The following is a 26,901-nucleotide window of genomic DNA, read 5'->3' as shown; positions in this document are numbered from 1 at the left end:
CGGTGATTTTGAAAAAATGGGTAAGAACGTCGTCGTACTGGGCACCCAATGGGGTGACGAAGGTAAAGGTAAGATCGTAGACCTTCTGACAGAGCGCGCGAATTACGTCGTGCGTTACCAAGGTGGCCATAATGCAGGCCACACACTTGTCATCAACGGTGAAAAAACCGTCCTCCACTTAATTCCATCTGGCATCCTGCGTGAAAACGTCACCAGCATCATTGGTAACGGCGTTGTACTGTCGCCTGAAGCGCTGATGAAAGAGATGAAAGGTCTGGAAGAGCGCGGTGTGCCGGTACGTGAACGTCTGTTGATCTCTGAAGCCTGCCCATTGATTCTGCAATACCACGTAGCAATGGATGTGGCGCGCGAGAAAGCGCGTGGCGCCAAAGCTATCGGCACCACCGGTCGCGGTATCGGTCCTGCCTATGAAGATAAAGTGGCACGTCGCGGTCTGCGCGTGAGCGATCTCTTCAATAAAGAAACCTTTGCGGTGAAGCTGAAAGAGATCGTCGATTTCTACAACTTCCAGCTGGTTAACTATTACAAAACTGACGCTGTTGACTACGAAAAAGTGCTGAGTGATACGCTGGCGGTTGCCGATATCATTACCAGCATGGTGGTTGATGTGTCTGATCTGCTGGACGGCGCGCGTAAGCGTGGCGACCTGATCATGTTCGAAGGTGCACAGGGTACGCTGCTGGATATCGATCACGGTACCTATCCGTACGTGACCTCATCGAATACTACCGCAGGCGGCGTAGCGACGGGTTCAGGTATTGGTCCTCGCTATGTTGATTACGTGCTGGGTATCGTCAAAGCCTACTCAACGCGCGTTGGTGCAGGTCCATTCCCGACCGAACTGTTCGACGAAACCGGTGAGTTCCTGTGTGCACAAGGTAACGAGTTCGGCGCGACCACCGGTCGTCGTCGTCGTACCGGCTGGCTGGATGCGGTTGCCGTTCGCCGTGCAGTACAGATCAACTCGCTGTCAGGTTTCTGCATGACCAAGCTGGACGTGCTGGATGGCCTGAAAGAAGTGAAAATCTGTGTGGCTTATCGCATGCCAGATGGCCGCGAAATGACCACCACGCCGCTGGCGGCTGAAGGCTGGGAAGGCATTGAGCCGATTTACGAAACCATGCCAGGCTGGAGCGAGACCACATTCGGCGTTAAGACGCTGGAAGGTCTGCCGCAAGCTGCACGTGACTACATCAAACGTGTAGAAGAAGTGACCGGTGTGCCGATTGATATTATTTCTACCGGCCCAGACCGCAGTGAGACCATGATTCTGCGCGACCCGTTCGACGCATAATCTCCTCAGGCCGGACTCTGTCCGGCCTTTGTATTTCTAATCTTTGACTCCACTCACTCTATTTTTTCTTGCAGATATCGATACTTGCCAGAAAAAACGCACCGGCCACCACGCTCTGGTTTATCATCATATTTAAACATCACGCCGACCGGCGCATAACCATAACGTTCGATGATTCACTGAGGTATATGTGCAGCTAACAAGTTTTACCGATTATGGTCTGCGTGCCCTGATTTACATGGCGACGTTACCGGAAGGTAAGCAGACCAACATTACCGAAGTCACCGATACCTACGGGGTGTCGCGTAACCATATGGTTAAAATCATCAACCAACTGAGCCGGGCTGGCTTTGTCGCCGCAACACGCGGTAAAAACGGCGGAATTCGTTTAGGCATGGACCCGGAAAAAATCGTCATTGGCGATGTGGTGCGAAGAATGGAGCCATTGCAGCTCGTGAACTGCGACGAGTGTGTGATCACGCCGGCCTGTCGTTTGCGTAAAGCATTGCACGATGCGGTCCAGCTATTCCTCAAGGAACTGGACAAGTATACGCTGGCCGATTTGGTCAAAGATAACGATTCGCTGTACCAACTTTTATTGTCCGAACCGCCGGTGGCAATCCAAATTAAATGACATCGGAGGAACCGTAATGTCAAAAGATCCTTTTCAGGATAGAGAAGCTGAAAAATACGAAAACCCAATTCCAAGCCGCGAATTTATTCTGGCACTGCTAGAAAAACGGGAAAAACCGACCAACCGCGATGACATCGCGCAGGAATTGAATATCACTAGCGAAGAGCAGCTGGAAGCGCTGCGTCGTCGTCTGCGCGCCATGGAGCGCGATGGTCAGCTGGTGTTTACGCGTCGTCAATGTTACGCCCTGCCAGAACGTCTCGATCTCTTGCGCGGAAAAGTGATTGGTCATCGCGATGGCTACGGCTTCCTGCGCGTGGAAGGCCAGAAAGATGATTTCTATCTCTCTGCCGAACAGATGAAATTCTGCCTGCACGGCGACGTAATTCTGGCGCAGCCGGGCAGCGCCGATCGTAAAGGTCGTCGCGAAGCGCGCGTTGTGCGTGTGCTTGAACCGCGTAACAGCCAGATCGTTGGTCGCTACTTCACCGATGCGGGCACCGGATTTGTGGTGCCAGACGACAGCCGCCTGAGCTTTGATATTCTGATCCCGCAAGAAGAAACGCTCAACGCGCGTATGGGTTCGGTGGTGGTGGTGGAAATCACCCAACGTGCCACGCGTCGCACCAAGGCGCTCGGCAAGATTACGGAACTGCTTGGCGACGATATGGGCACCAGCCTTGCGGTCGATATGGCGGTGCGCACTCATGAAATCCCGCACACCTGGCCGGAAGAAGTTGAGAAGCAGATCGCTAAGCTGAAAGAAGAAGTGCCGGAAGAGGCGAAGCTTGGGCGTGTTGATTTACGTAAGTTGCCGCTGGTCACCATTGATGGTGAAGATGCGCGCGACTTTGATGATGCTGTTTTCTGCGAGAAGAAGCGCGGCGGCGGCTGGCGTTTGTGGGTGGCGATTGCTGACGTCAGCTATTACGTGCGTCCGGGCACGCCGCTGGACGATGAAGCGCATCAGCGCGGCACCTCGGTCTATTTCCCGTCGCAGGTTATCCCGATGCTGCCGGAGATTCTCTCCAACGGCTTGTGCTCGTTGAATCCGCAGGTTGATCGTTTGTGCATGGTGTGCGAGATGACCATCTCCTCCAGCGGCAAACTCACCGGTTTCAAACACTATGAAGCGGTGATGAATTCCCATGCGCGACTGACCTACAACAAAGTGTGGAACATTCTGCAAGGTGATGCCGATCTGCGTGAACAATACGCGGCGCAGGTTCCCCATTTGCAAGAACTGCACAACATGTATCAGGTGCTGGAAACCGCGCGCGAGCAGCGTGGCGGCATTTCGTTTGAGACCGATGAAGCCAAGTTCATCTTCAACGCCGAGCGTCGCATTGAGCGCGTTGAGCGCACCTCACGCAATGATGCGCACAAGCTGATTGAAGAGTGCATGATTCTCGCCAACATCGCCTCGGCACGTTTTGTTGAGAAAAATGAAGAGCCTGCGCTGTTCCGCGATCACGATCGTCCAAGCGAAGACAGCATCAAAAGCTTCCGTACCGTGTTGAATGAGCTGGGCTTAAGCCTGCCGGGCGGCGCTAAGCCGCATCCGACCGATTATGCTGCTCTGCTGAAACAAGTTGCCGATCGTCCAGACGCGGAAATGCTGCAAACCATGCTGCTGCGTTCGATGAAGCAGGCCGTTTACGATCCTGAAAACCGGGGGCACTTCGGCCTGGCGCTGGCGTCTTATGCGCACTTTACCTCGCCGATTCGCCGTTATCCGGATTTGCTGCTGCATCGCGCCATCAAATATCTGCTGGCAAAAGAGCGCGGCGAAGTGGATGGCATCACCACGCCGACCGGCGGTTATCACTACGACATGCAGCAAATGCTGCAGTTGGGCCAGCACTGCTCGCTGACCGAGCGCCGTGCTGATGAAGCCACGCGCGATGTTGCTGATTGGCTGAAGTGCGACTTCATGCAGGATCAGGTTGGCACCGTGTTCAACGGCGTAATCTCCAGCGTGACTGGCTTTGGTTTCTTCGTGCGTCTCAACGATCTGTTTATCGATGGTTTGGTGCACGTCTCGACGCTGGATAATGATTATTATCGCTTCGATGCGGTGGGGCAGCGTCTAATTGGCGAATCCGGCGGTCGCACTTATCGTCTGGGCGATGCGGTGGAAGTGCGCGTAGATGCAGTGCATATGGACGAGCGTAAAATCGACTTCGCGCTGATTTCCAGCAAGCGTGTACCGCGCGGCGAAGGCAAAACCGAGCGCGAGCGTGAGAAACGCGGCGGCAAACCGCCAGCTAAACGTCGTCGTGATGCCGGTAAGAAGGGCACTTTCGAGCCTGATTCAGCGTTCCGTGGCGACAAGAAAAAGCCTGCCGTTGCTGAGAAACCGGCTAAAAGCGAGAAAAAAGGCAAAAAAGTTTCCGAGAAAACCCGTAAAATCGCCGCCGCCACCAAGTCCAAGCGTGCGTCGAAGAAGCAGCCTGACGAAGCCTGATAGTTTGGTCGCCTTGTATGGCGACCAGACGAAAACGTTGCAGGGTGCGCATTAATGCGCACCCGAATCTCCGTATTCAACGATCTAAATCCAACCTTGAGCAAAGTAATGAGTGAAATAATTTTTGGTATTCATAGCGTGCAGGCGCTGCTGGAGCGCGATCCTCAGCGTTTTCAGGAAGTCTTTATCCTTAAAGGCCGCGAAGATCGTCGCCTGCAGCCGCTGATCCTCGCACTGGAAGCTCAGGGAATCCCGGTGCAGGTGGCGAACCGTCAATGGCTCGATAGCCAGGTTGAAGGCGGCGTACATCAGGGCATTGTGGCGCGCGTGAAGCCAGGCAAGCAGTATCAGGAAGGTGATTTGCCGGATCTGCTGCAGAGCCTCGAAAAGCCGTTCCTGCTGGTGCTGGATGGCGTTACCGATCCGCACAATCTCGGCGCTTGCCTGCGTAGCGCGGATGCCGCTGGCGTGCATGCGGTCATCGTGCCAAAAGACCGTGCAGCACCGTTGAATGCCACCGCGAAGAAAGTCGCCAGCGGCGCGGCAGAAAACGTGCCGTTGATTCGCGTCACCAACCTGGCGCGTACCTTGCGCTTGCTGCAGGAATACAACGTCTGGGTAGTTGGCACCGCAGGCGAAGCCGATCACACCGTTTACCAAAGCAAAATGACTGGCCCAATGGCGCTGGTGATGGGTGCGGAAGGTGAAGGCATGCGTCGTTTGACGCGTGAGCATTGCGATGAGCTGATCAGCATCCCAATGGCCGGCAGCGTCTCGTCACTCAACGTGTCGGTTGCCACCGGCGTCTGCTTGTTCGAAGCCGTTCGCCAGCGTCAGGCGTGATCCCCACCGCAAAAAAATTTCCAGGCCAGGCATAACTGCAAAACAGCTACATACTTATACCCTAAATAATTCGAGTTACAGGAAGGCGGCAAGTGCGTGAGTCCCCAGGAGCTTACATCAGTAAGTGACTGGGGTGAACACACGCAGCCAACGCACCTGTAGCTCGAAGTATGACGGGGATATGTATGATTTGGCACACCCACACCGTATTCAACCAGCCCGATCCGCTCAGCAACAGCAACCTGTTCACGCGTGATATCGCCCTGTGCGAGGCCGTTGCACGCGAAGGCGCCAGTTGGGATCGCGAATGGCTGGCTTCAGTCGGCCTGCAACTTGGCAGCGCCGAATCCCTTGAGTTAGGCCGCTTAGCGAACGTTGAAGCGCCGGAGCTGCTGCGCTACAACGCGCGCGGCGAACGTCTCGACGAAGTGCGTTTTCATCCTGCCTGGCATCTGCTGATGCAGGGATTGTGCGCTAGCCGGCTTCACAATCTCAGCTGGCAGCCCGATGTACAGCCGCAGGCGATGGTGGCGCGTGCCGCACGTTTTATCCTGCATGCACAGGTGGAAGCGGGCTCGCTCTGTCCGGTGACCATGACGCACGCCGCCATTCCGCTGCTGCAAAATCATCTGCCTGAACCCTACGCTGACTGGCGCGAAGCGCTGCTCAGCGATCGTTACGATGCGCATCATCTGCCGGGCAATAAGAAACGCGGCCTGCTGATTGGCATGGGCATGACGGAAAAGCAGGGCGGCACCGATGTGTTGAGCAACACCACACGCGCCGAACCGCTCGGCGTGCGCGGGCCGGGTGAAGCGTATCGCATCACCGGCCATAAATGGTTTTTCTCGGTCCCGCAAAGCGATGCGCATCTGATTCTGGCGCAGACTTCTCAAGGACTAAGTTGCTTCTTCCTGCCCCGCTTGCTGCCAGATGGCTCGCGCAACGCCATTCGCATCGAACGACTGAAAGACAAGCTCGGCAATCGTTCCAACGCCAGCGCTGAAGTGGAATTTCAGGATGCGATCGGCTGGCTGATGGGCGAAGAGGGCGACGGCGTGCGACTGATCCTCAAGATGGGCAGCATGACGCGCTTCGACTGTGCGCTGGGCAGCCACGGCCAGATGCGCCGTGCGCTGTCGATTGCCGTACACCATGCGCAGCAGCGTCAGGTGATGGGCAAGAACCTTATCGATCAGCCGCTGATGCGCGCAGTGCTGGCGCAACAGGCGCTACAGCTGGAAGGACAAACCGCTTTGCTGTTGCGACTGGCGCGCGCCTGGTCAACTCCGGCCAGCGAACATGAACGCTTGTACGCACGTTTGTTCACACCGGCCGCCAAATTCGTGGTCTGTCAGGCGGGCATGCCCTTTGTGGCAGAAGCGATGGAAGTGCTGGGCGGCATTGGCTATTGCGAAGAGAGCGAGCTGCCGCGTCTTTATCGTGAGATGCCGGTTAACAGCATTTGGGAAGGCTCCGGCAATGTGATGTGCCTGGATGTCCTGCGCGTGCTCGGCCGCCACGCCGAGGTGATGACCATGCTGCATGATGAGTTTGATGCGGTGAAAGGCAGTAATCGTCACTTTGATCGCCGCTGGCGGCAGTTACGCTTGCAGCTCGCGAATCCGCGCGAAGGGCAGGCGCGGGAGATCACACGCGAGTTACTGCCGCTGGCGAGTGCCGCGATTCTGCTCAAAGTGGCAGAGCCGCCGCTGGCTGATGGCTGGTGTCAGCAGCATCTTGATTTGCGCGGCACGTGTGCATTGAGCGACGATCTCTGCGCACGCTTACTATTGCGCTGCAGCGCCGCTTGACGGCGCGCCATACAGAATGGCGGTGGCGTACCAGAAGCTGGGAATGGTGGTTTCATCCAGCATCAAAATTTGATAGTAAACCGCGCCCGCCTGATTGGCCTTAGCAGCAATAGCGCGCTGCGCATCATCCGGCGATCCGCGTGTGGTGGCGGTGATATTGCCGAGCTTTGGCAGACCATAACTTTGCGCGCGTGAAATCTCCTGCGCTTGCTGCGTGGGCGGCGGCGGAGCTTGTGGCGTGGTGGTGAACGCGGCGCAGCCGCTGAGCAGCAGCGTTAAGGCCAAATAGAGAGTACGCATAGCAACTCCTGAAGCAGGAAGATGGCTCAAGTGTAAGCCATCTTCCTGTGGCTTTTAGTCCTTCAGATGAAAAATGCTCACCAGCTGCGTCAGATGATGACCTTTCTTACTCAAATGATTGGCGGTGGTTTCTGACTGGTTAATCATATCGCTGCTTTGATGCGTGGCCTGGCTGATGTGATTCATCGCCAGATTCACCTGGCCAATGCCCGCCGCCTGTTCCTGCGCGGCAATATTGATTTCGCCCATCAGCGTTTTAACCTGCTCGATGTGATTGACGATATGGCTCATCGCATCACGCGTCTGCTCGGATAGCGTATGGCCGGCCGCCACTTTATCGATTGAGCTGGCAATCAAGCCATCAATCTCTTTGGCTGCCGTGGCACTGCGCTGTGCCAGCGCACGCACTTCCGCCGCCACCACCGCAAAGCCTTTACCGTGTTCACCGGCGCGCGCCGCTTCAACCGCCGCATTGAGCGCCAGAATGTTGGTCTGGAAGGCAATTGACTCAATCACGTGAGTGATATCGGCGATGCTCTGCGATGCCACGCGAATCTCCGACATGGTTTCCACCGAGCGTGCCACGGTGCTGCCGCCGTGATTCACGGTGTTAGCCGCTTCACCGACCAGCGCCATCGCCTGACGCACATTGGCCGCGGTTTGTGCCACAGTGGCGCCAAACTGCTCCATGCTGGCCGAGGTTTCCTCCACGCTGCTGGCCTGGCGTCCAATCTGCTCGCTGATGCTGGAGCTGCTGGCGGCGATGGTATCGGTGCCGCTGCTGATTTCACGCGCCGCCGAACGCACCTGACTGACCACTTTCTCCAGCCCATCGCCAATGCCGTTAATCGCGTTGACCAACTGACCAATCTCATCACGACGTGAAGAGTCGAGATGTGCCTGCAGATTACCGGCGGCGTACTGTTCTGCCAGATGGATCACCTGCTGCAGAGGACGCGTGATGGCGCGGCAGCTGTACCACATAAAGCCCATGGCAAAAGCGATCACCAGCGCCAGCCCAATCGTCATAAACAGGTTACGGCTGTGTGTGATCGGCGCCAGCAGGCTGGCACGGCTCACCTCACCGGCGATAATCCAGTTCCACCCCGGCAACTGCTGCCACGCCAGCAGTTTAGTTTCGCCATCCAGTTCAACCGCCACTAATCCCTTCGGCTGGCTAAGTAGTTGCTGCTGCGTGGCGTTATCCCAGCGCGGCAGTTTGCCTTCAGCGTGACGATCAAACAGATATTGGCCCTGGCTGCTGCCCGGCGCACCGTTCAAAACCGAGAAGGTGCCGCTGTCGCCAAGATGGCGCGCCAGCACTTTGTCGCGCATCAGCGCATACTGCGCATCGATTTGCACCCCGACGAACAGGATGGCGATCACCGTACCGCTGCTATCCTGCACCGGCTGATACTGCGTGATGTAACGATGGCCGAACAGCGTCGCCAGGCCGCGATACACCGTGCCCTGATTGATGCTGCGCCAGGCAGCGCTGCTGCGATCCAGTTTGGTGCCCACCGCGCGGCTGCCATCCTCTTTTTTCAGCGAGGTAGCGATACGAATGTAATCCTCGCCGTCACGCACGAAGATGGTGGATACCGCACCGGTGCGATCGAGAAAATCATCCACTGCGATTTGATCGAGGTTGAGGGTTTTCAATCCCGCTCGCAGTGTTGGCGTGCTGAATTCGCCCACCTGAACACGTTCGCTGTCGTCGCGACTAAAACGTTTTGGCAGGAAGCTTTGGAACAGTTTGGTGTAATTCGCCACCTCTTCCGACAGCGTGGCGTTGAACATGGTGGCCATTTCATTAATGCCTTGCACCTGATTCTGCATATCATCGGTTGCCAGCTGCTCCAGCTGACGTGCCGCGTTATGGCTCAGGGTTAAGGTCAGAGTAAATAGCACAATTGCCACGCTCAAAGACGTCAATACAGACAGCTTGATTCCGAGACCCATGGCGCTGAGAGAAAGACGCTTCATAAAGTACCTTTTGAGATTATTGAAGGGGTACAAGATCAACGGCAAAGCGGGCTAAATGTTTAGGGCAGAAATTATTCAAACTTAATGTGAAGTGGCTCGCATTTTGTCCGGCAGCGCTTACACTGAGTCCAGTGATAATCATTCTCAATGGAGGCGGTATGATTGAGTTGGCAACGGAGAATCTGGCAGGCATCGAATGTATTCACGCAGCACCGGCCGGGCAGCGCCAGGCGCGCTTACCCACGGTGCTGTTCTATCACGGTTTTACCTCATCGAAAGAGGTTTACAGCTACTTTGCCGTGGCGCTGGCGCAGGCCGGTTTCCGCGTGATCATGCCCGATGCGGACATGCACGGCGCGCGCTACAACGGCGATACCGATGCACGTATGACCCACTTCTGGGAGATCCTCAAACAGAACATCGATGAAGTGCCGTTGCTGGAAAAGGTGCTGCGCGATAACGACTGGATTGCCGATGAGCGTTTTGCCGTGGCGGGAGCCTCGATGGGCGGCATGACCGCGCTGGGCGCAATGGCGCGCTATCCGCAAATCCACAGCGTGGCGTGTTTAATGGGGTCCGGCTACTTCATGCAGCTGAGTCATACGCTGTTTCCGCCGCTGGTGGCGCGTACGCCAGAACAGAAAGAGGCTTTTGCCGCGCGTTTAGCGCCGCTGGCGCCGTACGATCCCAGCGAGCAACTGGAGAAACTGGCGAATCGACCTTTGCTGCTGTGGCACGGCGAAGCGGATGAAGTGGTGCCCTTTGCCGAAACGGCGCGTCTGCAGAAAGCGTTAGGCGAGGCGCAACTCGATCAACAGATGACTGCGCTTTCCGAAAAGAACATCGGCCACAAAATCACGCCTTCGGCCCTGACGGCGCTGGTCAGTTTCTTTAAACACCATTTATAAAAAATGCGGGTTGGCGTGATTGGCGCCAGCCCGTTTAAGTTGCCGAACTAAAGTTGTGATGACAACCGTTCGGCGGCGCTGGTATTGGCACTGACTGGGTTACTGCTTGCAGGCGCATCCAACCTATTAACGTAGACATAGCCTGATGCCGCGTTGCTGTTACTTCTCATCTGCTGCGCGTAGTCAGCGGAGCTGGCAAAAGCGGGTGGAGACAGGAAGAGACCCAGTAAAGTGGCGAAAATGATCATTTTCATAATCGACTCCAGACTCACAGGGATTGCACTCTCAGACGCGGCAAATAGGATTATTCGTTGCGCCTGTAAATAGTGTAGTTCTTAACCAACTTGCCGCCAGATCGTCCCATTGAACGCCTTGTTCAGAGAATTTGATCAAACGCTCGCTAACTCTCTGACGCATCTCACATAGCACAAAAGTCGCATCAGCTGGCACGATAGTCGCCATTTGATGAATTGTGCGCTTGAGTTTCCGCGAGGACGCCAGTATGATTACGCGTCAATTTTTCAGCTGCATTCAGAGGTGTGTTTCATTTTTTAAATGATTCGCAACCTATAACGTTCCTTGCTTCCGTGGGCCGCAGCTGACCCTGACAGGAGGCTGAATAATCCGTAAGGAGCTATCGATGCGTCATTACGAAATCGTATTTATGGTCCACCCTGACCAGAGCGAACAGGTTCCAGGTATGATCGAGCGTTACACTGGTGCTATCACCGGTGCACAGGGCACGATTCACCGTCTGGAAGACTGGGGCCGCCGTCAGCTGGCTTACCCAATCAACAAACTGCACAAAGCTCACTATGTTCTGCTGAACGTAGAAGCGCCGCAGGAAGTGATTGACGAGCTGGAAACTAACTTCCGCTTCAACGACGCCGTTATCCGCAGCATGGTTATGCGCGTTAAGCACGCGGTAACTGAAGCATCTCCGATGGTTAAAGCTAAAGACGAGCGTCGTGATCGCCGCGAAGACTTTGCTAACGAATCGGCTGATGACTCAGATGCTGGGGATTCTGAAGAGTAATCCGACATGACGGCAAATCGACTGCGCCTGTCTGGCACTGTGTGCAAGACGCCGGTTCGAAAAGTCAGTCCGTCAGGGATTCCTCATTGCCAGTTCGTGCTTGAGCATCGTTCTGTGCAAGAGGAAGCCGGTTTCCACCGGCAAGCCTGGTGTCAAATGCCGGTGATTATCAGCGGCAGCACCCATCAGGTGATTACTCAACATATAACGGTCGGCACGCAACTCACTCTCGAAGGCTTCATTAGCTGCCATCAGGCACGCAATGGTCAGAGCAGAATGGTGTTACATGCCGAGCAGATTGATTTGATAGATTCTGGAGACTAGCCAAATGGCACGTTATTTCCGTCGTCGCAAGTTCTGCCGTTTCACCGCGGAAGGCGTTGTAGAGATTGATTACAAAGATATCGCTACACTGAAAAACTACATTACCGAAAGCGGTAAAATTGTCCCGAGCCGTATTACCGGTACTCGTGCAAAATACCAGCGCCAGCTCGCTCGTTGCATCAAGCGCGCTCGCTACCTGTCCCTGCTTCCGTACACTGATCGTCATCAGTAATCGGTAGTTGTCCATTAACGACTTTAAGAGGATAAGGTAATGCAAGTTATTCTGCTTGATAAAGTAGCAAACCTGGGCAGCCTGGGTGATCAGGTTAACGTTAAAGCGGGCTACGCTCGTAACTTCCTGGTTCCACAGGGTAAAGCTGTTCCTGCTACCAAGAAAAACGTTGAGTTCTTCGAAACACGTCGCGCTGAACTGGAAGCCAAACTGGCTGACGTTCTGGCTGCTGCTAACGCACGTGCAGAGAAAATCAACGCACTGGGCAACGTAACCATCGCGTCTAAATCAGGCGACGCTGGTAAACTGTTCGGTTCCATCGGTACCCGTGACATCGCTGATGCAGTAACTGCAGCTGGCGTTGAAGTGGCTAAAAGCGAAGTTCGTCTTCCAGAAGGCGTACTGCGCACCACCGGTGAGCACGAAGTTGACTTCCAGATTCATAGCGAAGTATTCGCTAAACTGGTTGTGAATGTAGTTGCTGAGTAAGTTCACTCAGTAATGCGAAAACGCCGGCCTTGCGCCGGCGTTTTTGTTTCTGCGTTTTACTGAGCGCGGATAAAGCTGCCATCCGGCTGACGCGTAAACAGCACCGGACCGTTGCTGCCATCCACCGTTAAACCGGTTACCACGCCTTGCGCGTTCTGACGAATCTTCACCTGCTGACCATTCTGCAATGCGCTCAGCGGCTGCCCATCACCTTCGACTCGCGCCATGGCAAACACATCATTCACCGGCAAATTGTTGTCGCGGAACAGCTGCGCCAGCGTCTGGCCTGATGCCACATTGTAGGTGCGCCATTCGCCCTGCGAATCGGTTTTCGGCGGCGTGTTCTGCTGTTGATTGTTATCGTAAATCTCCGCCTGCATTGGTACTTCTTTAGCGTTAGTGTCTGCCGGACGCTCAACCGGATACTGCGGCGTACTGCTCGGCCAAAGAAATGCCAGCAGCAGCACCAGCAGGGCAATAACAATGCCGCGACGATGCAAAGCGGGCAGCGGATCCATCCAGCGCACATCATCCAGCAAATGCCAGACGCGCTGCAGTGCGACGGGAACGCGGGAAGGGTGATCGGAAGCCATTCGTGAATCCTCCTCGCTGGCGGCTTTGCGCGGAATGCGCTGCAGCCAACGTTGCAACCAAGGTAATAAAGTACGCGGTGCGCGCGTCCTGCGACGTCGTGGGGCGATCTGGCCCATGTATTCTCTCTTGTTCCGACGGTGGCAGGTGAAAACCTCGCCACAGCTATAGTATGAGCAATGCTGACAGGAAGTGCCTGGCAGCATTGAAAAATTTGACCGCTGTATTGTTTCCGTTTCGCCGGGAAATGTCATCTGCGGCGCGTGAGATTTTACGCCAGCCGCCCGCGCTGGTATGCTGCCGGTTCTATTTTTCTCCGGGATTAAGGAATCAAGATGACGACCCCTTCATTCGACAGCGTCGAATCACAAGCAAGTTACGGTATCGGTTTACAGGTAGGCCAGCAGCTGCAAGAGTCTGGACTGCAGGGTCTGCAGCCAGAAGCACTGCTCGCCGGACTGCGCGACGCGCTGGAAGGGAACTCACCGGCCGTCCCGGTTGACGTGGTACATCGCGCACTGCGTGAAGTGCACGAACGCGCTGAAGGCGTGCGTCGTGAGCGTGTAGAAGCGATGGCGGCAGAAGGTCAGACTTTCCTTGAGCAGAACGCACAGCGCGAAGGCGTAAGCAGCACCGAAACCGGTCTGCAGTTCAGCGTCATCACCCAGGGCGAGGGTCCAATCCCTTCACGTCAGGATCGTGTGCGTGTGCATTACACCGGCAAACTGATCGATGGCACCGTATTCGACAGCTCAGTGGCACGTGGCGAGCCGGCAGAATTCCCGGTTAGCGGCGTAATCGCCGGTTGGATCGAAGCGCTGACGCTGATGCCAGTCGGTTCCAAGTGGGAACTGGCGATTCCACACAACCTCGCTTACGGCGAGCGCGGCGCTGGCGCCTCTATCCCGCCATTCAGCACCCTGATCTTCGAAGTTGAGCTGCTGGAAATTCTGTAAGTAGCAAGAGGGCGGCAATCGCCGCCCTTATTAGTCATTTCTTCTGCAAATCCACCTGCCACAGCGCAAAACCTATCTCATCGCTGCCCACGGCTTTCATCGGGTAATCGGCATGCTGCTCGATAAATTTCGTCGCTTTTTCGCCAGGCGCGGTTTCAAAACGGATATCCAGCGGCGTGGTGCTATTAATCGGTGCTAAACGCCAGTTGTGATCGGCCTGCGGTTTCACTTCGCCATGCGCTTTGGTTTCGCTGCTGATATAGGCGGCAACCACCGAGCGGTTCTCATCTGGTGAGGCGAAAGCAACATACTTATCGCCGGTACCGGCAAACTTGCCGCCGTAAGCGCGGTAGTTATTGGTGGCAATCAGGAAAGTGGCATCAGGATCGATAGGCTTGCCTTGCCAGCTGAGATCCTTAATGCGCGAAGCCCCTTTGTTGATTAGCGTACATTCCGCGTCATAGCGCGCCGGTTGTGTGACATCGATTTGATACTGCACGCCATCGATCACATCGAAGTTATAGGTGCGGAAATCCCAGTTAATCAGCGATTGCGGTTTGCTGCTGTGCGGATCGATTTGATTAAACTGCGCCGCTGAGCACTCCAGCCACTCCTTCACCTGCGCGCCGCTGACTTTCATCACCACCAGCGTATTGGGATAGAGATAGAGATCGGCGGCGTTACGGAAGGTGAGATTACCTTTTTCCACTTCGACATAGCTGGCGGGATCGTTTTTACGACCACCGGCTTTAAACGGCGCGGCGGCGGAGAGCACCGGCAAGCGACCAAGATCAGGATCGCCCTGAATAAAATGCTCAACGTAAGCGCGCTGCGCGTTGTTAACGATCTGCACAGTAGGATCGTCCTGCACTAGCGACAGGTAGCTGTACATCACGTCGGCAGATTTACCGATCGGTTTGGCAACAAACTCGCGCGTAGCGCGGTGATCCTGCTCCAGCACTTTCACCAGATCGGCATCTTCAGCCGCCAGCGATTTTTTCGCTGCGCTGTCATAAATTGGGCGTGCTTCGGCTTTGCCCTGCGCGACCTGCCATTTGCCGCCCTCATTATTCAGCACCAGATCGACCACACCAAGATGATCGCCCCACATGCCAGGCATCACCGACGGAACACCGTTGAGCGTGCCTTGGGCGATATCAGCGCCTTTAATTGCCGCAAACTCTTTGCTCGGGAACACCGCGTGAGCGTGGCCGAACATGATGGCGTTGATGCCGGGAACCTGGCTGAGGTAGTAAACCGAATTTTCTGCCATGGCGTGATAGGGTTCACTGCTCAAACCGGAATGCGGAATAGCGATGATTATTTCAGCACCTTTTGCGCGCATTTCCGGCACATAACGCTTCGCTGTTTCAGTGATGTCATCAACCCGTACTTTTCCCTGCAGATTGTTGCGATCCCACACCATAATCTGTGGCGGAACGAAGCCGATGTAACCAATTTTCAGCGTATGCGGCTTGCCGTCACGGTCTGTTACCGTGGTTTCTTTGATTAAGTAGGGCGTAAACAGCGGTTTTCCACTTTTCTCGTCGATAATGTTGGCATTGACGTAAGGAAAACGCGCGCCGGCCAGCGCTTTTTGCAGATAGGGTAAGCCGTAATTGAATTCATGATTACCGAGGTTTCCGACCGTGTAATCCAGCGTGTTCATCGCTTTATACACCGGATGTACTTCGCCCGTTTTCAGCCCTTTCGCCGCCATGTAATCGCCCAGCGGACTGCCCTGAATAATATCGCCGTTATCGACCAGCACGCTGTTCTTCGCTTCGGCGCGCGCCTGCTGAATTAAGGTGGCGGTGCGCACCAGGCCGAACTTCTCCGTCGGCGTATCTTTGTAATAATCGAAATCCATCATATTGCTGTGCAGATCGGTGGTTTCCAGAATGCGTAAATCCACCGTAGCAGCCTGTACCGTGGCGGCAGTAATACAGAGTGCCAATAACGACATGCTCGCTTTGAACATCGCTTGCTCCTTGTTCGGTCCAATGGGCCTCTCAAAATAATGTAAAACCATGACGAATTATCATTTCAATTTGTGATGAAGCTCGGACTTTCATCCAATATCTGCCGCCGGGCTGCGGTAAAAGCGCATTCAGCATCCCGCCATAGCCGCCGCTGATGAACTATGGTATTGATAATCATATAGATTGCCGGAGCAGACAGCGCAGTCGCAGGCTGTTGAATGACAACTGCTAAAATAAGAACAGATTGGCGGTTGGTGTCTGACGGGCAGAATCAGCAGAAAAGAGGTAAAGAATGTTAGATAAAATTTGTCAGCTGGCGCGTGATGCGGGCGATGCCATTATGCAGGTTTATAACGGTGCAGAGCCGGTTGATGTGACCCGCAAGTCGGATGATTCTCCAGTCACCGCGGCCGATCTCGCGGCGCATCGCGTTATTGTGCAAGGCCTGAAGGCGCTTTCGCCGGAGGTGCCGGTGCTGTCTGAAGAGGATCCACCGAGCTGGGACGTCCGTCAGCACTGGCAGAAATACTGGCTGGTCGATCCGCTGGATGGCACCAAAGAGTTTATCAAGCGCAACGGCGAGTTCACGGTCAATATCGCGCTAATCGAAAACGGCAAACCAGTGTTGGGCGTGGTGTACGCGCCCGTGCTGGGCGTGATGTATTCGGCTGCTGAAGGTAAAGCCTGGAAAGAAGAAAACGGCCATCAGACGCAGATCCACGCGCGTGAAGCGCGTCCACCGTTGGTGGTGGTAAGCCGTTCGCATTTTGATAGCGATACCGAGTTGCAGGAGTATCTGCATCAGCTTGGCGAGCATCAAACCACCGCAATTGGCTCATCGCTGAAGTTCTGTCTGGTGGCCGAAGGCAGCGCGCAGCTTTATCCGCGCTTCGGGCCAACTAACATCTGGGATACCGGCGCAGGCCATGCGGTGGCGATTGCCGCCGGCGCGCATGTCCACGATTGGCAGGGCAAAACTCTCGATTACGCCCCGCGCGAATCGTTCCTCAATCCTGGTTTCCGCGTATCACTGTTTTAAGATTTGTAGGGTCGCCATTTATGGCGACCTTCACTCACTTCTGCAACAACTCATGAATTAACTTCATCGCCTGCTGCACTTCATCCTGCGTCAGCGGACCATCTTTGACGTAACGCACATGTGCGGTGTTATCCAGCACTACAATCGCCGATCCCCCTTTCTCCAATTGCCATGCCTGACGCGCGCTGCCGTTGCTATCGACGATAAACTGCGACCACGGATACTGCTGCTTATTGCTCTCAATGCTGCTGCGCACAAACATGCCGGTGCCAGGAATCGCATCATCGGTATTGACGATAGTGGTGGTTTGATAACGATCGTGCGGCAGATGCGCGGCTTTGATGGCTTCAATTAACGCCGCGTTCTGCTCTTTCGCCGAAGAACGACCGGCAATGTGCAGGATAACGCGAACTTTTCCGCTCAGCTGCGCGCTATTCCAGGATTTATAGCTAAACTTATCTTCATCTTGTTGATAAACCAGCTCTCCTTTGTCGTTAACGCCAACAGCGGGCACGCGTTCACCCAGTTTGAATGCATGTGCCGAAGCCAGGCCAGGCAGCAGTAGTGCCAGTGCTATCACAGTGTGTCTCAAACGCATTTATCAAACTCCTTGGTGATCCGACCAGTTGTTCATGTTCCTGCAATATTAGGCATGGATGATGCGTCTGTCGCAATGAGTTAACAGGTTTGCAACCTATGCCACAATTCCATAATGAGTGAAGGTTTATACTGGGTTTCGTGAGGCTGATAACAGAGTATTCTGTAATGATGTGTCAATTCAGTAAATAATTCACCTTTTCGGAACATTGGTAAGAAAGGATGCTCTATAGTTATGCCTCATTTGCGCTTCATGGGTTCGTACCAAATTTGGTCACGACGGAGCGTATTAAACATTTTCAGGAGTTAAACAGCATGAAGATCTTCCAGCGCTATAATCCGCTGCAAATTGCGAAATATGTAAAAACGCTATTTAGAGGAAGGTTGTACATCAAGGATGTGGGCGCGTTCGAGTTTGATAAAGGCAAAGTGATGTTGCCGCGTGTCAAAGATAAACAGCATCTCAGCGTGATGTCAGAAATCAATCGCCAGGTGCTGCGGCTGCAAGCCGAGTACAACTAAGTAAGCATAAGAAAGGGCGCCGATGGCGCCCTCAGTTTTTTGTGCGGTTGTTGGTTGGTCGCCATGAATGGCGACCCTACAGTGATTCTGTATCATCCACCGTATTTTTGGTCACATTCAGCACCGGCGGGCGTTCATCAATACGCGTGACCAGCAACTGGTCGATGCGGTAACTATCAATATCCACCACTTCAAACTTGTAGCCGGAAAACTTCACAAAGTCGGTACGCTTCGGAATCTTGCGCAGCATGTACATCATGAAGCCGCCGATGGTTTCGTAGTTGCCAGATTGCGGGAAATCATCGATATCCAGCACACGCATCACGTCATCAATTGGCGTTCCGCCTTCCACCAGCCATGAGTTCTCATCACGCGCGACAATCTGCTCTTCCTGGCCCTGGCCCACCAAATCGCCCATCAGTGTAGTCATCACGTCATTCAGGGTAATGATGCCGACCACCAGCGCGTATTCGTTCATGATCACCGCGAAGTCTTCACCGGCGGTTTTGAAGCTTTCCAGCGCTTCGGAGAGCGTCAGCGTATCCGGCACAATCAGCGCAGAACGAATATTCACACCGCTATTCAGCGTCAGGCTTTGATTGCCCAACACACGCAGCAGCAGCTCTTTGGAATCGACATAACCGACGATGTGGTCGATATCACCATCGCAGACAATGAATTTGGAGTGCGGATGCTGGGCAATTTTGGTTTTCAGCGTGGTTTCATCTTCGTGTAAATCGAACCACACCACATTCTCGCGCGAGGTCATCGATGACGGCACGGTGCGTGATTCCAGCTCAAACACGTTCTCAATCAACTCATGTTCCTGCTTACGCAGCACACCCGCCAACGCACCGGCTTCGACCACCGCATAAATATCGTCTGAGGTGATGTCGTCTTTCCGCACCATCGGCAGTTTGAACAGGCGGAAGAAGACGTTCGCCAGGCCGTTGAACAACCACACCAGCGGACGCAGCACCACTAAGCAGAAGCGCATCGGGTTGATGATGCGCAGCGCCACCGCTTCCGGGGCAATCATGCCGACGCGTTTTGGCGTCAGGTCAGCAAACAGAATAAACAGGCTGGTTACGATGGTGAAGGAGCAGATAAAGCTGAGCTGTTCAGCCAATTCGGGTGCCACGAAGCGGCTGAATAGGCTATTAAAGGCGGGCGAGAAGGCGGCATCGCCGACGATACCGCCGAGGATGGCAACGGCATTCAGGCCAATCTGCACCACGGTGAAGAACATGCCAGGTTGTTCCTGCATCTTCAGTACACGCTGGGCATTGATGTTGCCTTCGTCAGCCAGCAGCTTCAGCTTGATCTTACGGGCGGCTGCCAGCGAGATCTCCGAAAGGGAAAAAAATGAACTGATGACTATCAGTAAAAGAATGACAAGCAAGCTATCGAGCATAAAAGATCCGTTGGGTTAATCACTTGTCATTTTTGGCCTGGGCAGCGCGGGAGTGGGCGTACGTCCGGTACTTGCCAGTCAAACAGGCTATCCGTGCCAAAAATGTCTGCGCCATATCGACAAGATAAGGTTAACGTCGGGGCAGAAAAAGATGCAGGCGAGGCCTGCTGGTCGCTGATTATAGCAGCAGCGCTTATCATGCCGCTATAGGGGCATGATAAGCGCTCGGATTAATCCGAGTGAGCGGCTGTCAGGCGCAGAAGAATGGCGTGGCAGTTGTATCGCTTCCTCCATTTACCGACAATAGGTCACAATTTGGCTTAGTCGCTGGGTTTACGCCGATAGGCAGAAAAAAGGCGGCTATGCTGATGGGTACACGCGCGGTGATGATACCCTTCCAGAGAATAAACGCCCCTGCGGAATAGGGGCCGGCATTATTAACAGGAGTACGTGTGCCACGATTTCATATTTATTGTTTGGCCAGCCTGTTGCTTGCTGCACCTGCCGTTGAGGCAGCCAAAGTGCGCTTGCAACTGGACGGTCTTACCGGGGATTTACAGAAGAACGTCAGGGCACGCTTGTCCACTATCGGCACTGACGAGGTGTCGAACGACGGGCGTTTCCAGGCGCGCGTTGCAGAAGCGATCAAAGAAGGCCTGCGTGCGCTGGGTTATTACGAACCTGAGATCGATTTCGAATCGCGCCCGGCACCGCCACAAGGTGGTCGTCCGGTATTGATCGCGCACGTTAAGCCCGGCGAACCAGTCAAGATCGGCGGCAGCACCATCGTGATTGAAGGTGAAGCCCGCACCGACAAGGATTATCAAGCCTGGGTCAAACAGGGCACGCCGAAAGTCGGTACGCAGCTCAATCACGGCGACTACGACAAATTTAAAAACGGCTTCTCCAGCCTGGCATTGCGTAATGGTTACTTCGACGGTGACTTTAAGCAAAGCCAGCTTGGCGTTTCAGTCGAACGACGCGAAGCCTTCTGGGACATCAATTACGATAGCGGCCCGCGCTACCGTTTTGGCGATGTCGGTTTCCAGGGCTCGCAAATCGACGAAGCCTATCTGCAAAATCTGGTGCCGTTCAAAAAGGGCGATCACTACAGCTCGCGCGATCTGGCGGAACTCAACCGCCGCTTATCGGCAACTGGCTGGTTCAACTCGGTGGTGGTCGCGCCTGAATTTGATAAAGGCCGTCAAACCAAAGTGCTGCCGCTGAATGCGGTGGTATCGCCACGCGTGGAAAACACCATTGAAACCGGCGTCGGGTACTCCACCGATGTCGGGCCGCGCATTAAAGGCACGTGGAAAAAACCGTGGATTAACAGCAGCGGCCACAGCCTGGCCGCCAGCGCCTACGTCTCTGCGCCGGAGCAGCAGCTCGATCTCAGCTACAAAGTTCCGCTGCTGAAAAGTCCGCTCGAGCAGTATTACACCTTCTCCGGCGGCGTGAAGCGCACCGATCTCAACGACACCAAAGCCGATACCACCACGCTGGCGATGTCGCGTAATTGGGACAGCAGCAGCGGCTGGCAGAAGGCGATCAACCTGCGCTGGAGCCTCGATCACTTTACCCAGGCCAGCGTCACCAACACCACCATGCTGCTCTATCCGGGCGTCAGCCTGAACCGCACCCGTTCGCGCGGCGGTTTGATGCCTACGTGGGGCGATTCGCAGCGTTACTCGGTCGACGTGTCGGATACCACATGGGGTTCGGACGTTGATTTCGTCATCCTGCAGGCGCAAAACGTCTGGATTCGCACGCTCGCCGATAAGCATCGCTTTGTGGCGCGCGGCAATGTTGGCTGGATTGAAACCAACGACTTCGACAAAGTGCCGCCGGATCTGCGCTTCTTCGCCGGTGGTGATCGCAGTATTCGCGGTTACAAATACAAAGACGTATCGCCACGTGATGACAATGGCAAGCTAACCGGCGCCTCGAAAATGGCTACCGGCTCGCTTGAGTATCAATACAATGTGACCGGCAAATGGTGGGGCGCGGTGTTCGTCGATTCTGGTGAAGCGGTCAACGACATCAAGCAGAGCAACCTGAAAACCGGCGCCGGCTTCGGCGTGCGCTGGTCATCTCCGGTAGGGCCGATCAAGTTTGATATCGCGCGGCCGATTGGCGACGACAAGGAGCATGGATTGCAATTTTATGTAGGATTGGGGCCTGAACTATGAAGCTGTGGAAAAAGGTCCTGATTGGCATCGGTATTTTTCTGGTGCTGCTGTTTGGCAGCATCGCGTTTCTGGTGGGCACCACGCCGGGTTTGCATCTGCTGCTGAAAGGCGCCGATCGCTGGGTGCCAGGTTTGTCGATCAAACAGATTGAAGGTGGCTGGCGCGACCTGACGCTAAGCGGCGTGAAGTATGAAATGCCGGGCGTCAGCGTGGATGCCGGACGTTTTCATCTGGCGCTGAATCTCAACTGCCTGCTGCATTCGTCAGTGTGTGTGAATGACATCGCGCTGCAGGATGTCAGCGTGGTGGTGGATAGCAAAAAAATGGCGCCGGCCAGCGCACCGCCGCCGGAAGAGCAGAGCGGCAGCACCAATCTCAGCACGCCGTATCCGATTACGCTCAGCAAAGTTGGGCTGCACAACATCAACGTTAAAGTTGATGACACGGCGATTTCCCTGCTCGATTTCACCACCGGACTGCAGTGGCAGGATCGCGCGCTGACGCTGACGCCAACTCATATCCAAAGCCTGCTGATTGCGCTGCCGAAAGCGGCCAAAGTGGTAGATGAGCAAGTGGTGCAGCCAAAAGTGCAGCAGCCGCAGCCGGATGAAAAGCCGCTGGGAGAAACGTTGCAGGCCATGTTCGCTAAGCCGCTGTTACCAGACATGCCGGACTTCCAGCTGCCGCTGGATATCACCGTGCAGGAGCTGCTGGGTGAACAGCTGCGCATTACCGGCGATACCGACGTATCAATCACGCGTCTGTTGTTAAAAGCCAAAACCGCCGATCGCCATCTGCAGCTGGAAACCTTCGATGTCGATTCGCCGCAAGGGCAGGTGAACGCCAGCGGTGAAGCAACATTGGCCGATAACTGGCCGGTGAATTTCGCGCTTAACGGCACGCTCAATCTCGACCCGATCAAGGGCGAGAAGATCAAAATGAACCTCGCGGGTGCGATGCGTGATGAGCTGAAACTTGGGCTGAATCTTTCCGGTCCAGTGCGTGCGCAGCTGGATGCGACCACTCAACTTGCGGTTGCCGGTTTACCGCTGGCGCTGAAACTCACCAGCCCGCAGCTGCGTTGGCCGCTCACCGGCGCGGTGCAGTATCAGGCGGATAATCTCGATTATCAGTTCAAAGGCAAAGCCACCGATTACGTGATGTCGCTGCGCACCGCAGTGAAAGGCGAAGGCGTGCCGCCCGCGACTATTGCGCTGGACGGCAAAGGCAACGAGCAGCAGTTCAACCTCGATAAGCTGCGCGTGGCGGCGCTGCAGGGCAATATCGATCTGACGGCGCTGGTGGACTGGAGCAAAGCCATCAGCTGGCGCAGCGAATTGACGCTCTCCGGCATCAACACCGCCAAACAGTATCCGGATTGGCCAGCGAAGCTGGATGGCAAAATTGCCACGCGCGGCAGCCTGTACGGCGGAACATGGCAGCTCAGCGTGCCGCAGCTGGAGCTGAAAGGGAACGTCAAACAGAACGCGGTGAGCGCCAAAGGTACCTTGACCGGCAACAGCTACAACCAGTGGAAAGTGCCCGGTCTTAACATTGCGCTGGGCCGCAACCATCTGGACGTGAAAGGCGAGCTGGGCGACACGCTTAACCTTGATGCCAACATTGATGCGCCAAATCTGGATAACGCGCTGCCGGGCCTGGGCGGCGTCGCCAAAGGCACAGTCAAAGCGCGCGGTACTTTACAGGCGCCGCAGCTGCTGGCCGATCTCACCGCTACCGGTTTGCGCTGGCAGCAGTTGCAAATCCGTCGTGTGGCGTTACAGGGCGATGTGAAATCCAGCGATCAGATCGCCGGTAAGCTGCAACTGCGTGTGGAACAATTGCAGCAGGATGCGCTGAAAGTGAATCTGCTGACGCTGAACGCTGACGGCAACGAAAAGCAGCATCAGCTGAAGCTCGACGTACAGGGCGAACCGGTTTCCGGTCAGCTGGCGCTGAACGGCAGCTTTGATCGCAAAACCGAACGCTGGCAGGGCAATCTCAACAACACGCGTTTCGACACGCCGGTAGGCGAATGGCGACTGACGCGCGCGATGGCGATTGATTACCTCAACAGCAAGCAAACCGCCACCATTGGGCCGCACTGCTGGCAGAATCCGAACGCGCAGCTGTGCGTACCGGAACCGATTGAAGCCGGTGCCAGCGGACATGCGCATGTGGTGCTCAACCGCTTCGATTTGGCGATGATCAAACCGTTCCTCACCGATGCCACCAAACTGAACGGCGTGTTCAGCGGTGATGCGCGCGTCAACTGGACCGCCGACGGCGCGCTGCCAACCGGCACCGTCGCGCTGAAAGGCAGCGGCGTGAAAGTGGAGCAGGACGTGCAGGGCAACACCTTGCCGATCGCCTTCGATACGCTGAACCTGAATGCCGCGCTGCGTAACGGTCGCGCCCAGCTTGACTGGCTGATCCATATCGTCAACAACGGCCAGCTGAGCGGCAATGTGCAGATCGCAGATCCGGAGAACCAGCGTCAGCTGTCGGGCAACATTGGCATCAGCAATATTTCGCTGGCGATGCTGAATCCGGCGCTGATGCAGGGCGAGAAAATCAAAGGCAATCTGAACAGCAATCTGCGCCTTGGCGGCACATTGCAGCAGCCGCAGGTGTTTGGTCAGTTGGGGCTGAGCGATGTGGATGTCGATGGCAGCTTTATGCCGGTCGATCTCACCGCCGCCAATCTCAACATGGTGTTCAACGGCATGAGCTCAACGCTCAACGGCATGATTCAGACGGCGCAAGGCAATCTTAACCTGAGCGGTAACGCCGACTGGAGCCAGCTGGATAACTGGCGTGCGCGCGTTGCAGCGCAAGGCAGCCGCATCCGCGTCACCGTGCCGCCGATGGTGCGCATGGATGTCTCGCCGGATCTGGTGTTTGAGGCCACACCAGCCGCATTCAGTCTCGACGGCAGAGTGGATATTCCGTGGGCGCGCATCACCGTGCAGGAAGTGCCGGAAAGCGCCACCGGCGTCTCTTCTGATGAGGTGATGCTGGATCAAAATCTCAAGCCGATTCAGCCGAAAACCGCCGCGATACCGATTAACAGCAATCTGGTGATCCACGTCGGTAATGATGTGCGCCTTTCGGCGTTTGGCCTGAAAGCCAAGCTGAATGGCGATCTCAAACTGGTGCAGGATAAAAATGGCCTGGGCTTAAACGGCCAGATCAATATCCCATCCGGCCGCTTCCATGCGTATGGTCAGGATCTGGTGGTGCGTAAAGGTGAGCTGCAGTTCGCTGGGCCGCCGGATCAGCCTTACGTCAACCTCGAGGCGATCCGTAATCCAGAGGCTACCGAAGACGATGTCACCGCCGGATTACGCGTAACCGGCCTGGCGGATGAGCCGAAAGTGGAAGTGTTCTCCGATCCGGCGATGTCGCAGCAGGAAGCGCTTTCTTACCTGTTACGTGGTCAGGGACTCAACAGCGATGGCGACAGCAACGCATTAACTTCAGCGCTTGTTGGATTGGGGGTTGCGCAAAGTGGTCAGGTTGTGGGTAAAATCGGCGAGACCTTCGGTGTCAGTAATCTCGCGGTTGATACCGCTGGCGTAGGCGATAGCCAGCAGGTGCAGGTGAGTGGTTACGTGTTGCCGGGTCTACAAGTAAAATACGGTGTTGGCATATTTGATTCACTGGCGACCTTAACCTTGCGTTATCGCCTGATGCCCAAACTCTATTTAGAAGCCGTGTCGGGTCTCGATCAGGCACTGGATCTGCTCTATCAGTTTGAGTTTTAGCAATGCGAATAATTGTCTATGGCAGTTTACGGCGCAAACAGGGAAACAGTCATTGGATGACGAATGCGCAGTGGCTCGGCGACCATCAGATTGTGGGGTTTGATCTCTACAATCTGGGTCACTATCCGGGCGTGGTGGAAGGAGAAGGCAGCGTCTATTGCGAGGTGTATCGCATTGACGCCAGCACGCTCGGCGAACTTGATGCCTTGCGCACCAAAAATGGCGAATACAAACGCCAGCTTATTCAGACGCCTTACGGCAGTGCCTGGCTGTATGTCTATCAGCGTTCAGTCGCGGGTCGCACGCATATCGCGAGCGGTGACTGGTTAAGGCGAGATGGCGAAACAGAGGCATAAATAAAAACACCGTCCAATGGACGGTGTTTTTTTATGCATGGCAGAAAAGAGGCTTATTTCTTCTGCGCGCGCTCGTAAGAGGCGATGATTTCAGCTTTGGCCGCTTCTGCGTTGTCCCAGCCGTCAACCTTCACCCATTTGCCTTTTTCCAGATCTTTGTAGTGCTCGAAGAAGTGGGTGATCTGCGCTTTCAGCAGCTCTGGCAGGTCGTTCACATCTTTGATGTGATCGTACTCTTTGCTCAGCTTGGTGTGCGGAACCGCAACCAGTTTGGCATCTTCGCCAGACTCGTCGGTCATTTTCAGCACGCCAACTGGACGGCAGCGGATCACTGAGCCCGGCACCAGCGGATACGGGGTTGGCACCAGTACGTCAACCGGATCACCATCCAGAGACAGCGTGTGGTTGATGTAACCGTAGTTGCACGGATAGAACATGGCGGTAGACATGAAACGGTCTACAAACAGGGCGCCAGACTCTTTGTCGACTTCATATTTGATCGGATCGGCATTAGCCGGGATCTCAATGACAACGTAGATATCTTCTGGCAACTCTTTACCTGCAGGCACCTGGTTCAAACTCATCTGGCTTTCCTTCATTAGTCATATGTTGAGTGACGGCTATTATAGCCAACTGACTCTGAAAGTATGCCCCCTTTTTGGCGTTTCGGAATGCTCCAAGGCGCTACTTCGCGGTGACAAACAGCGAGACGATCCCCGCAGCAATCAGTGGTCCGACCGGCACACCACGAAAGAAGGCCACGCCAATCACCGTACCAATCAACAGCCCACCAATAACCGACGGCTGCACGCTCATAAAGTTGACGCCGCGTCCGCCCAGCCAGGCGACAAAAACGCCCACCACAATCGCGATAATCGATTGCCAGTTGGCGAACGATTTCAACAGCGAAGAAGCCGGCAGCGTGCCGCTGGCGAGCGGCGCCATCACCGCAACGGTGAGGATGATAATGCCGATCTGAATGCCCTGTTTTTCCACATAGGGAAAGAATTGCGACAGCGGAGTGAGCTTAATCGCCAGCAGGATCAGAATCGAAATGGTAACGGCGCTGTTATGAACGAAATAGCTGAGGACGGCGAGGCAAACAAGAATGATGGTGGAGGCATAAGCAGCCATGGT

The 26,901-nt window shown here is 55.1% G+C and carries 25 protein-coding genes; 16 read left to right on the top strand and 9 right to left on the bottom strand.

Going from position 1 to position 26,901, the window contains the following annotated elements:
• Positions 1–16: 16 nt before the first annotated feature.
• From NR302_RS17230 to NR302_RS17210, 5 genes are all read left to right on the top strand, one after another.
• A complete protein-coding gene (locus tag NR302_RS17230; protein ID WP_008103611.1) occupies positions 17–1,315 on the top strand; it encodes an adenylosuccinate synthase in 1,299 nt (432 codons plus the stop codon).
• Between the two features lie 190 nt (positions 1,316–1,505).
• Entirely contained in the window at positions 1,506–1,949 is a 444-nt protein-coding gene (gene nsrR, locus NR302_RS17225) for a nitric oxide-sensing transcriptional repressor NsrR (protein WP_008103609.1), read from the top strand.
• Between the two features lie 16 nt (positions 1,950–1,965).
• The gene (gene rnr / locus NR302_RS17220; RefSeq protein ID WP_154154936.1) at positions 1,966–4,416 is read left to right on the top strand and encodes a ribonuclease R; all 2,451 of its coding nucleotides are present in this window, start codon (positions 1,966–1,968) and stop codon (positions 4,414–4,416) included.
• 108 nt (positions 4,417–4,524) lie between these two features.
• Positions 4,525–5,259: a 23S rRNA (guanosine(2251)-2'-O)-methyltransferase RlmB gene (gene rlmB, locus NR302_RS17215; RefSeq protein WP_007892019.1), complete on the top strand. Its 735-nt coding sequence runs from the start codon at positions 4,525–4,527 to the stop codon at positions 5,257–5,259.
• A 185-nt stretch (positions 5,260–5,444) separates the two neighbouring features.
• On the top strand, positions 5,445–7,073 hold the full coding sequence (locus NR302_RS17210) for an isovaleryl-CoA dehydrogenase (RefSeq protein WP_258144052.1): 1,629 nt from the start codon (positions 5,445–5,447) through the stop codon (positions 7,071–7,073).
• On the opposite strand, the gene bsmA is transcribed toward NR302_RS17210, so the two are convergent.
• Both bsmA and NR302_RS17200 read right to left on the bottom strand, forming a co-directional pair.
• Positions 7,050–7,373, bottom strand: coding sequence for a biofilm peroxide resistance protein BsmA (bsmA, locus tag NR302_RS17205; protein WP_154154942.1), 324 nt, complete (start codon positions 7,371–7,373; stop codon positions 7,050–7,052). The genes NR302_RS17210 and bsmA overlap by 24 nt on opposite strands.
• Before the next feature lie 54 nt (positions 7,374–7,427).
• Positions 7,428–9,359 (bottom strand): methyl-accepting chemotaxis protein, encoded by a 1,932-nt coding sequence (locus NR302_RS17200; protein ID WP_258144051.1) that lies wholly within the window; start codon positions 9,357–9,359, stop codon positions 7,428–7,430.
• Between the two features lie 158 nt (positions 9,360–9,517).
• On the opposite strand from NR302_RS17200, the gene yjfP reads away from it, so the two are divergent.
• Positions 9,518–10,267, top strand: coding sequence for an esterase (gene yjfP / locus NR302_RS17195; RefSeq protein WP_008103597.1), 750 nt, complete (start codon positions 9,518–9,520; stop codon positions 10,265–10,267).
• 47 nt (positions 10,268–10,314) lie between these two features.
• Here yjfP and NR302_RS17190 read toward each other — a convergent pair whose 3' ends face one another.
• Positions 10,315–10,521 carry a hypothetical protein gene (locus tag NR302_RS17190; RefSeq protein WP_061720184.1) on the bottom strand — a complete coding sequence of 69 codons (207 nt, stop codon included), beginning with the start codon at positions 10,519–10,521 and terminating at the stop codon, positions 10,315–10,317.
• A gap of 386 nt (positions 10,522–10,907) precedes the next feature.
• On the opposite strand from NR302_RS17190, the gene rpsF reads away from it, so the two are divergent.
• From rpsF to rplI, 4 genes are read left to right on the top strand one after another with little or no spacing between them, the layout of a single operon-like run.
• Positions 10,908–11,303: a 30S ribosomal protein S6 gene (gene rpsF / locus NR302_RS17185; protein ID WP_007892026.1), complete on the top strand. Its 396-nt coding sequence runs from the start codon at positions 10,908–10,910 to the stop codon at positions 11,301–11,303.
• A gap of 6 nt (positions 11,304–11,309) precedes the next feature.
• Positions 11,310–11,627: a primosomal replication protein N gene (gene priB / locus NR302_RS17180; protein ID WP_007892027.1), complete on the top strand. Its 318-nt coding sequence runs from the start codon at positions 11,310–11,312 to the stop codon at positions 11,625–11,627.
• A 4-nt stretch (positions 11,628–11,631) separates the two neighbouring features.
• Positions 11,632–11,859: a 30S ribosomal protein S18 gene (gene rpsR, locus NR302_RS17175; RefSeq protein ID WP_002210155.1), complete on the top strand. Its 228-nt coding sequence runs from the start codon at positions 11,632–11,634 to the stop codon at positions 11,857–11,859.
• A gap of 39 nt (positions 11,860–11,898) precedes the next feature.
• Positions 11,899–12,348 carry a 50S ribosomal protein L9 gene (gene rplI, locus NR302_RS17170; protein WP_008103594.1) on the top strand — a complete coding sequence of 150 codons (450 nt, stop codon included), beginning with the start codon at positions 11,899–11,901 and terminating at the stop codon, positions 12,346–12,348.
• Positions 12,349–12,404: 56 nt separating this feature from the next.
• On the opposite strand, the gene NR302_RS17165 is transcribed toward rplI, so the two are convergent.
• Positions 12,405–13,058: a LysM-like peptidoglycan-binding domain-containing protein gene (locus NR302_RS17165; protein ID WP_308713586.1), complete on the bottom strand. Its 654-nt coding sequence runs from the start codon at positions 13,056–13,058 to the stop codon at positions 12,405–12,407.
• Positions 13,059–13,274: 216 nt separating this feature from the next.
• Here NR302_RS17165 and fklB point away from each other — a divergent pair, with 216 nt between their 5' ends.
• A complete protein-coding gene (gene fklB / locus NR302_RS17160; RefSeq protein WP_008103590.1) occupies positions 13,275–13,895 on the top strand; it encodes an FKBP-type peptidyl-prolyl cis-trans isomerase in 621 nt (206 codons plus the stop codon).
• A gap of 34 nt (positions 13,896–13,929) precedes the next feature.
• Here fklB and NR302_RS17155 read toward each other — a convergent pair whose 3' ends face one another.
• Positions 13,930–15,876, bottom strand: coding sequence for a bifunctional 2',3'-cyclic-nucleotide 2'-phosphodiesterase/3'-nucleotidase (locus NR302_RS17155; RefSeq protein WP_258144050.1), 1,947 nt, complete (start codon positions 15,874–15,876; stop codon positions 13,930–13,932).
• Between the two features lie 293 nt (positions 15,877–16,169).
• Here NR302_RS17155 and cysQ point away from each other — a divergent pair, with 293 nt between their 5' ends.
• A complete protein-coding gene (gene cysQ / locus NR302_RS17150; RefSeq protein ID WP_154154959.1) occupies positions 16,170–16,916 on the top strand; it encodes a 3'(2'),5'-bisphosphate nucleotidase CysQ in 747 nt (248 codons plus the stop codon).
• A 34-nt stretch (positions 16,917–16,950) separates the two neighbouring features.
• Here cysQ and NR302_RS17145 read toward each other — a convergent pair whose 3' ends face one another.
• Entirely contained in the window at positions 16,951–17,514 is a 564-nt protein-coding gene (locus NR302_RS17145) for a YtfJ family protein (protein ID WP_008103585.1), read from the bottom strand.
• A gap of 314 nt (positions 17,515–17,828) precedes the next feature.
• Between NR302_RS17145 and NR302_RS17140 the strand changes: the two genes are divergently transcribed.
• Positions 17,829–18,035 carry a DUF1107 domain-containing protein gene (locus tag NR302_RS17140; RefSeq protein ID WP_007892150.1) on the top strand — a complete coding sequence of 69 codons (207 nt, stop codon included), beginning with the start codon at positions 17,829–17,831 and terminating at the stop codon, positions 18,033–18,035.
• A 76-nt stretch (positions 18,036–18,111) separates the two neighbouring features.
• Here NR302_RS17140 and NR302_RS17135 read toward each other — a convergent pair whose 3' ends face one another.
• Positions 18,112–19,449 (bottom strand): hemolysin family protein, encoded by a 1,338-nt coding sequence (locus NR302_RS17135; RefSeq protein WP_008103583.1) that lies wholly within the window; start codon positions 19,447–19,449, stop codon positions 18,112–18,114.
• A 452-nt stretch (positions 19,450–19,901) separates the two neighbouring features.
• Here NR302_RS17135 and NR302_RS17130 point away from each other — a divergent pair, with 452 nt between their 5' ends.
• Genes NR302_RS17130 through NR302_RS17120 form a run of 3 tightly spaced genes read left to right on the top strand, consistent with a single transcriptional unit; the run spans position 19,902 to position 25,764 of the window.
• Positions 19,902–21,641, top strand: coding sequence for an autotransporter assembly complex family protein (locus NR302_RS17130; protein WP_179452050.1), 1,740 nt, complete (start codon positions 19,902–19,904; stop codon positions 21,639–21,641).
• Positions 21,638–25,408, top strand: a complete 3,771-nt coding sequence (locus NR302_RS17125; protein WP_258144049.1) for a translocation/assembly module TamB domain-containing protein — start codon at positions 21,638–21,640, stop codon at positions 25,406–25,408. The genes NR302_RS17130 and NR302_RS17125 overlap by 4 nt, the downstream gene beginning before the upstream one ends.
• 2 nt (positions 25,409–25,410) lie before the next feature.
• Complete coding sequence (locus NR302_RS17120) at positions 25,411–25,764, top strand: gamma-glutamylcyclotransferase (protein WP_101762883.1); 354 nt, start codon at positions 25,411–25,413, stop codon at positions 25,762–25,764.
• A 53-nt stretch (positions 25,765–25,817) separates the two neighbouring features.
• On the opposite strand, the gene ppa is transcribed toward NR302_RS17120, so the two are convergent.
• Both ppa and NR302_RS17110 read right to left on the bottom strand, forming a co-directional pair.
• A complete protein-coding gene (ppa, locus tag NR302_RS17115; RefSeq protein WP_007892166.1) occupies positions 25,818–26,348 on the bottom strand; it encodes an inorganic diphosphatase in 531 nt (176 codons plus the stop codon).
• Positions 26,349–26,448: 100 nt separating this feature from the next.
• Positions 26,449–26,898, bottom strand: coding sequence for a DUF441 domain-containing protein (locus tag NR302_RS17110; protein WP_008103576.1), 450 nt, complete (start codon positions 26,896–26,898; stop codon positions 26,449–26,451).
• Between the last annotated feature and the right edge of the window lie 3 nt (positions 26,899–26,901).

This window comes from Pantoea sp. SOD02 (assembly GCF_024707505.1).
In the GTDB taxonomy this organism is placed as follows: Bacteria; Pseudomonadota; Gammaproteobacteria; order Enterobacterales; family Enterobacteriaceae; genus Pantoea; species Pantoea symbiotica.
The sequence above is the reverse complement of the archived record's forward strand: the minus strand, read 5'-3'. Positions and strand labels throughout refer to the sequence as shown.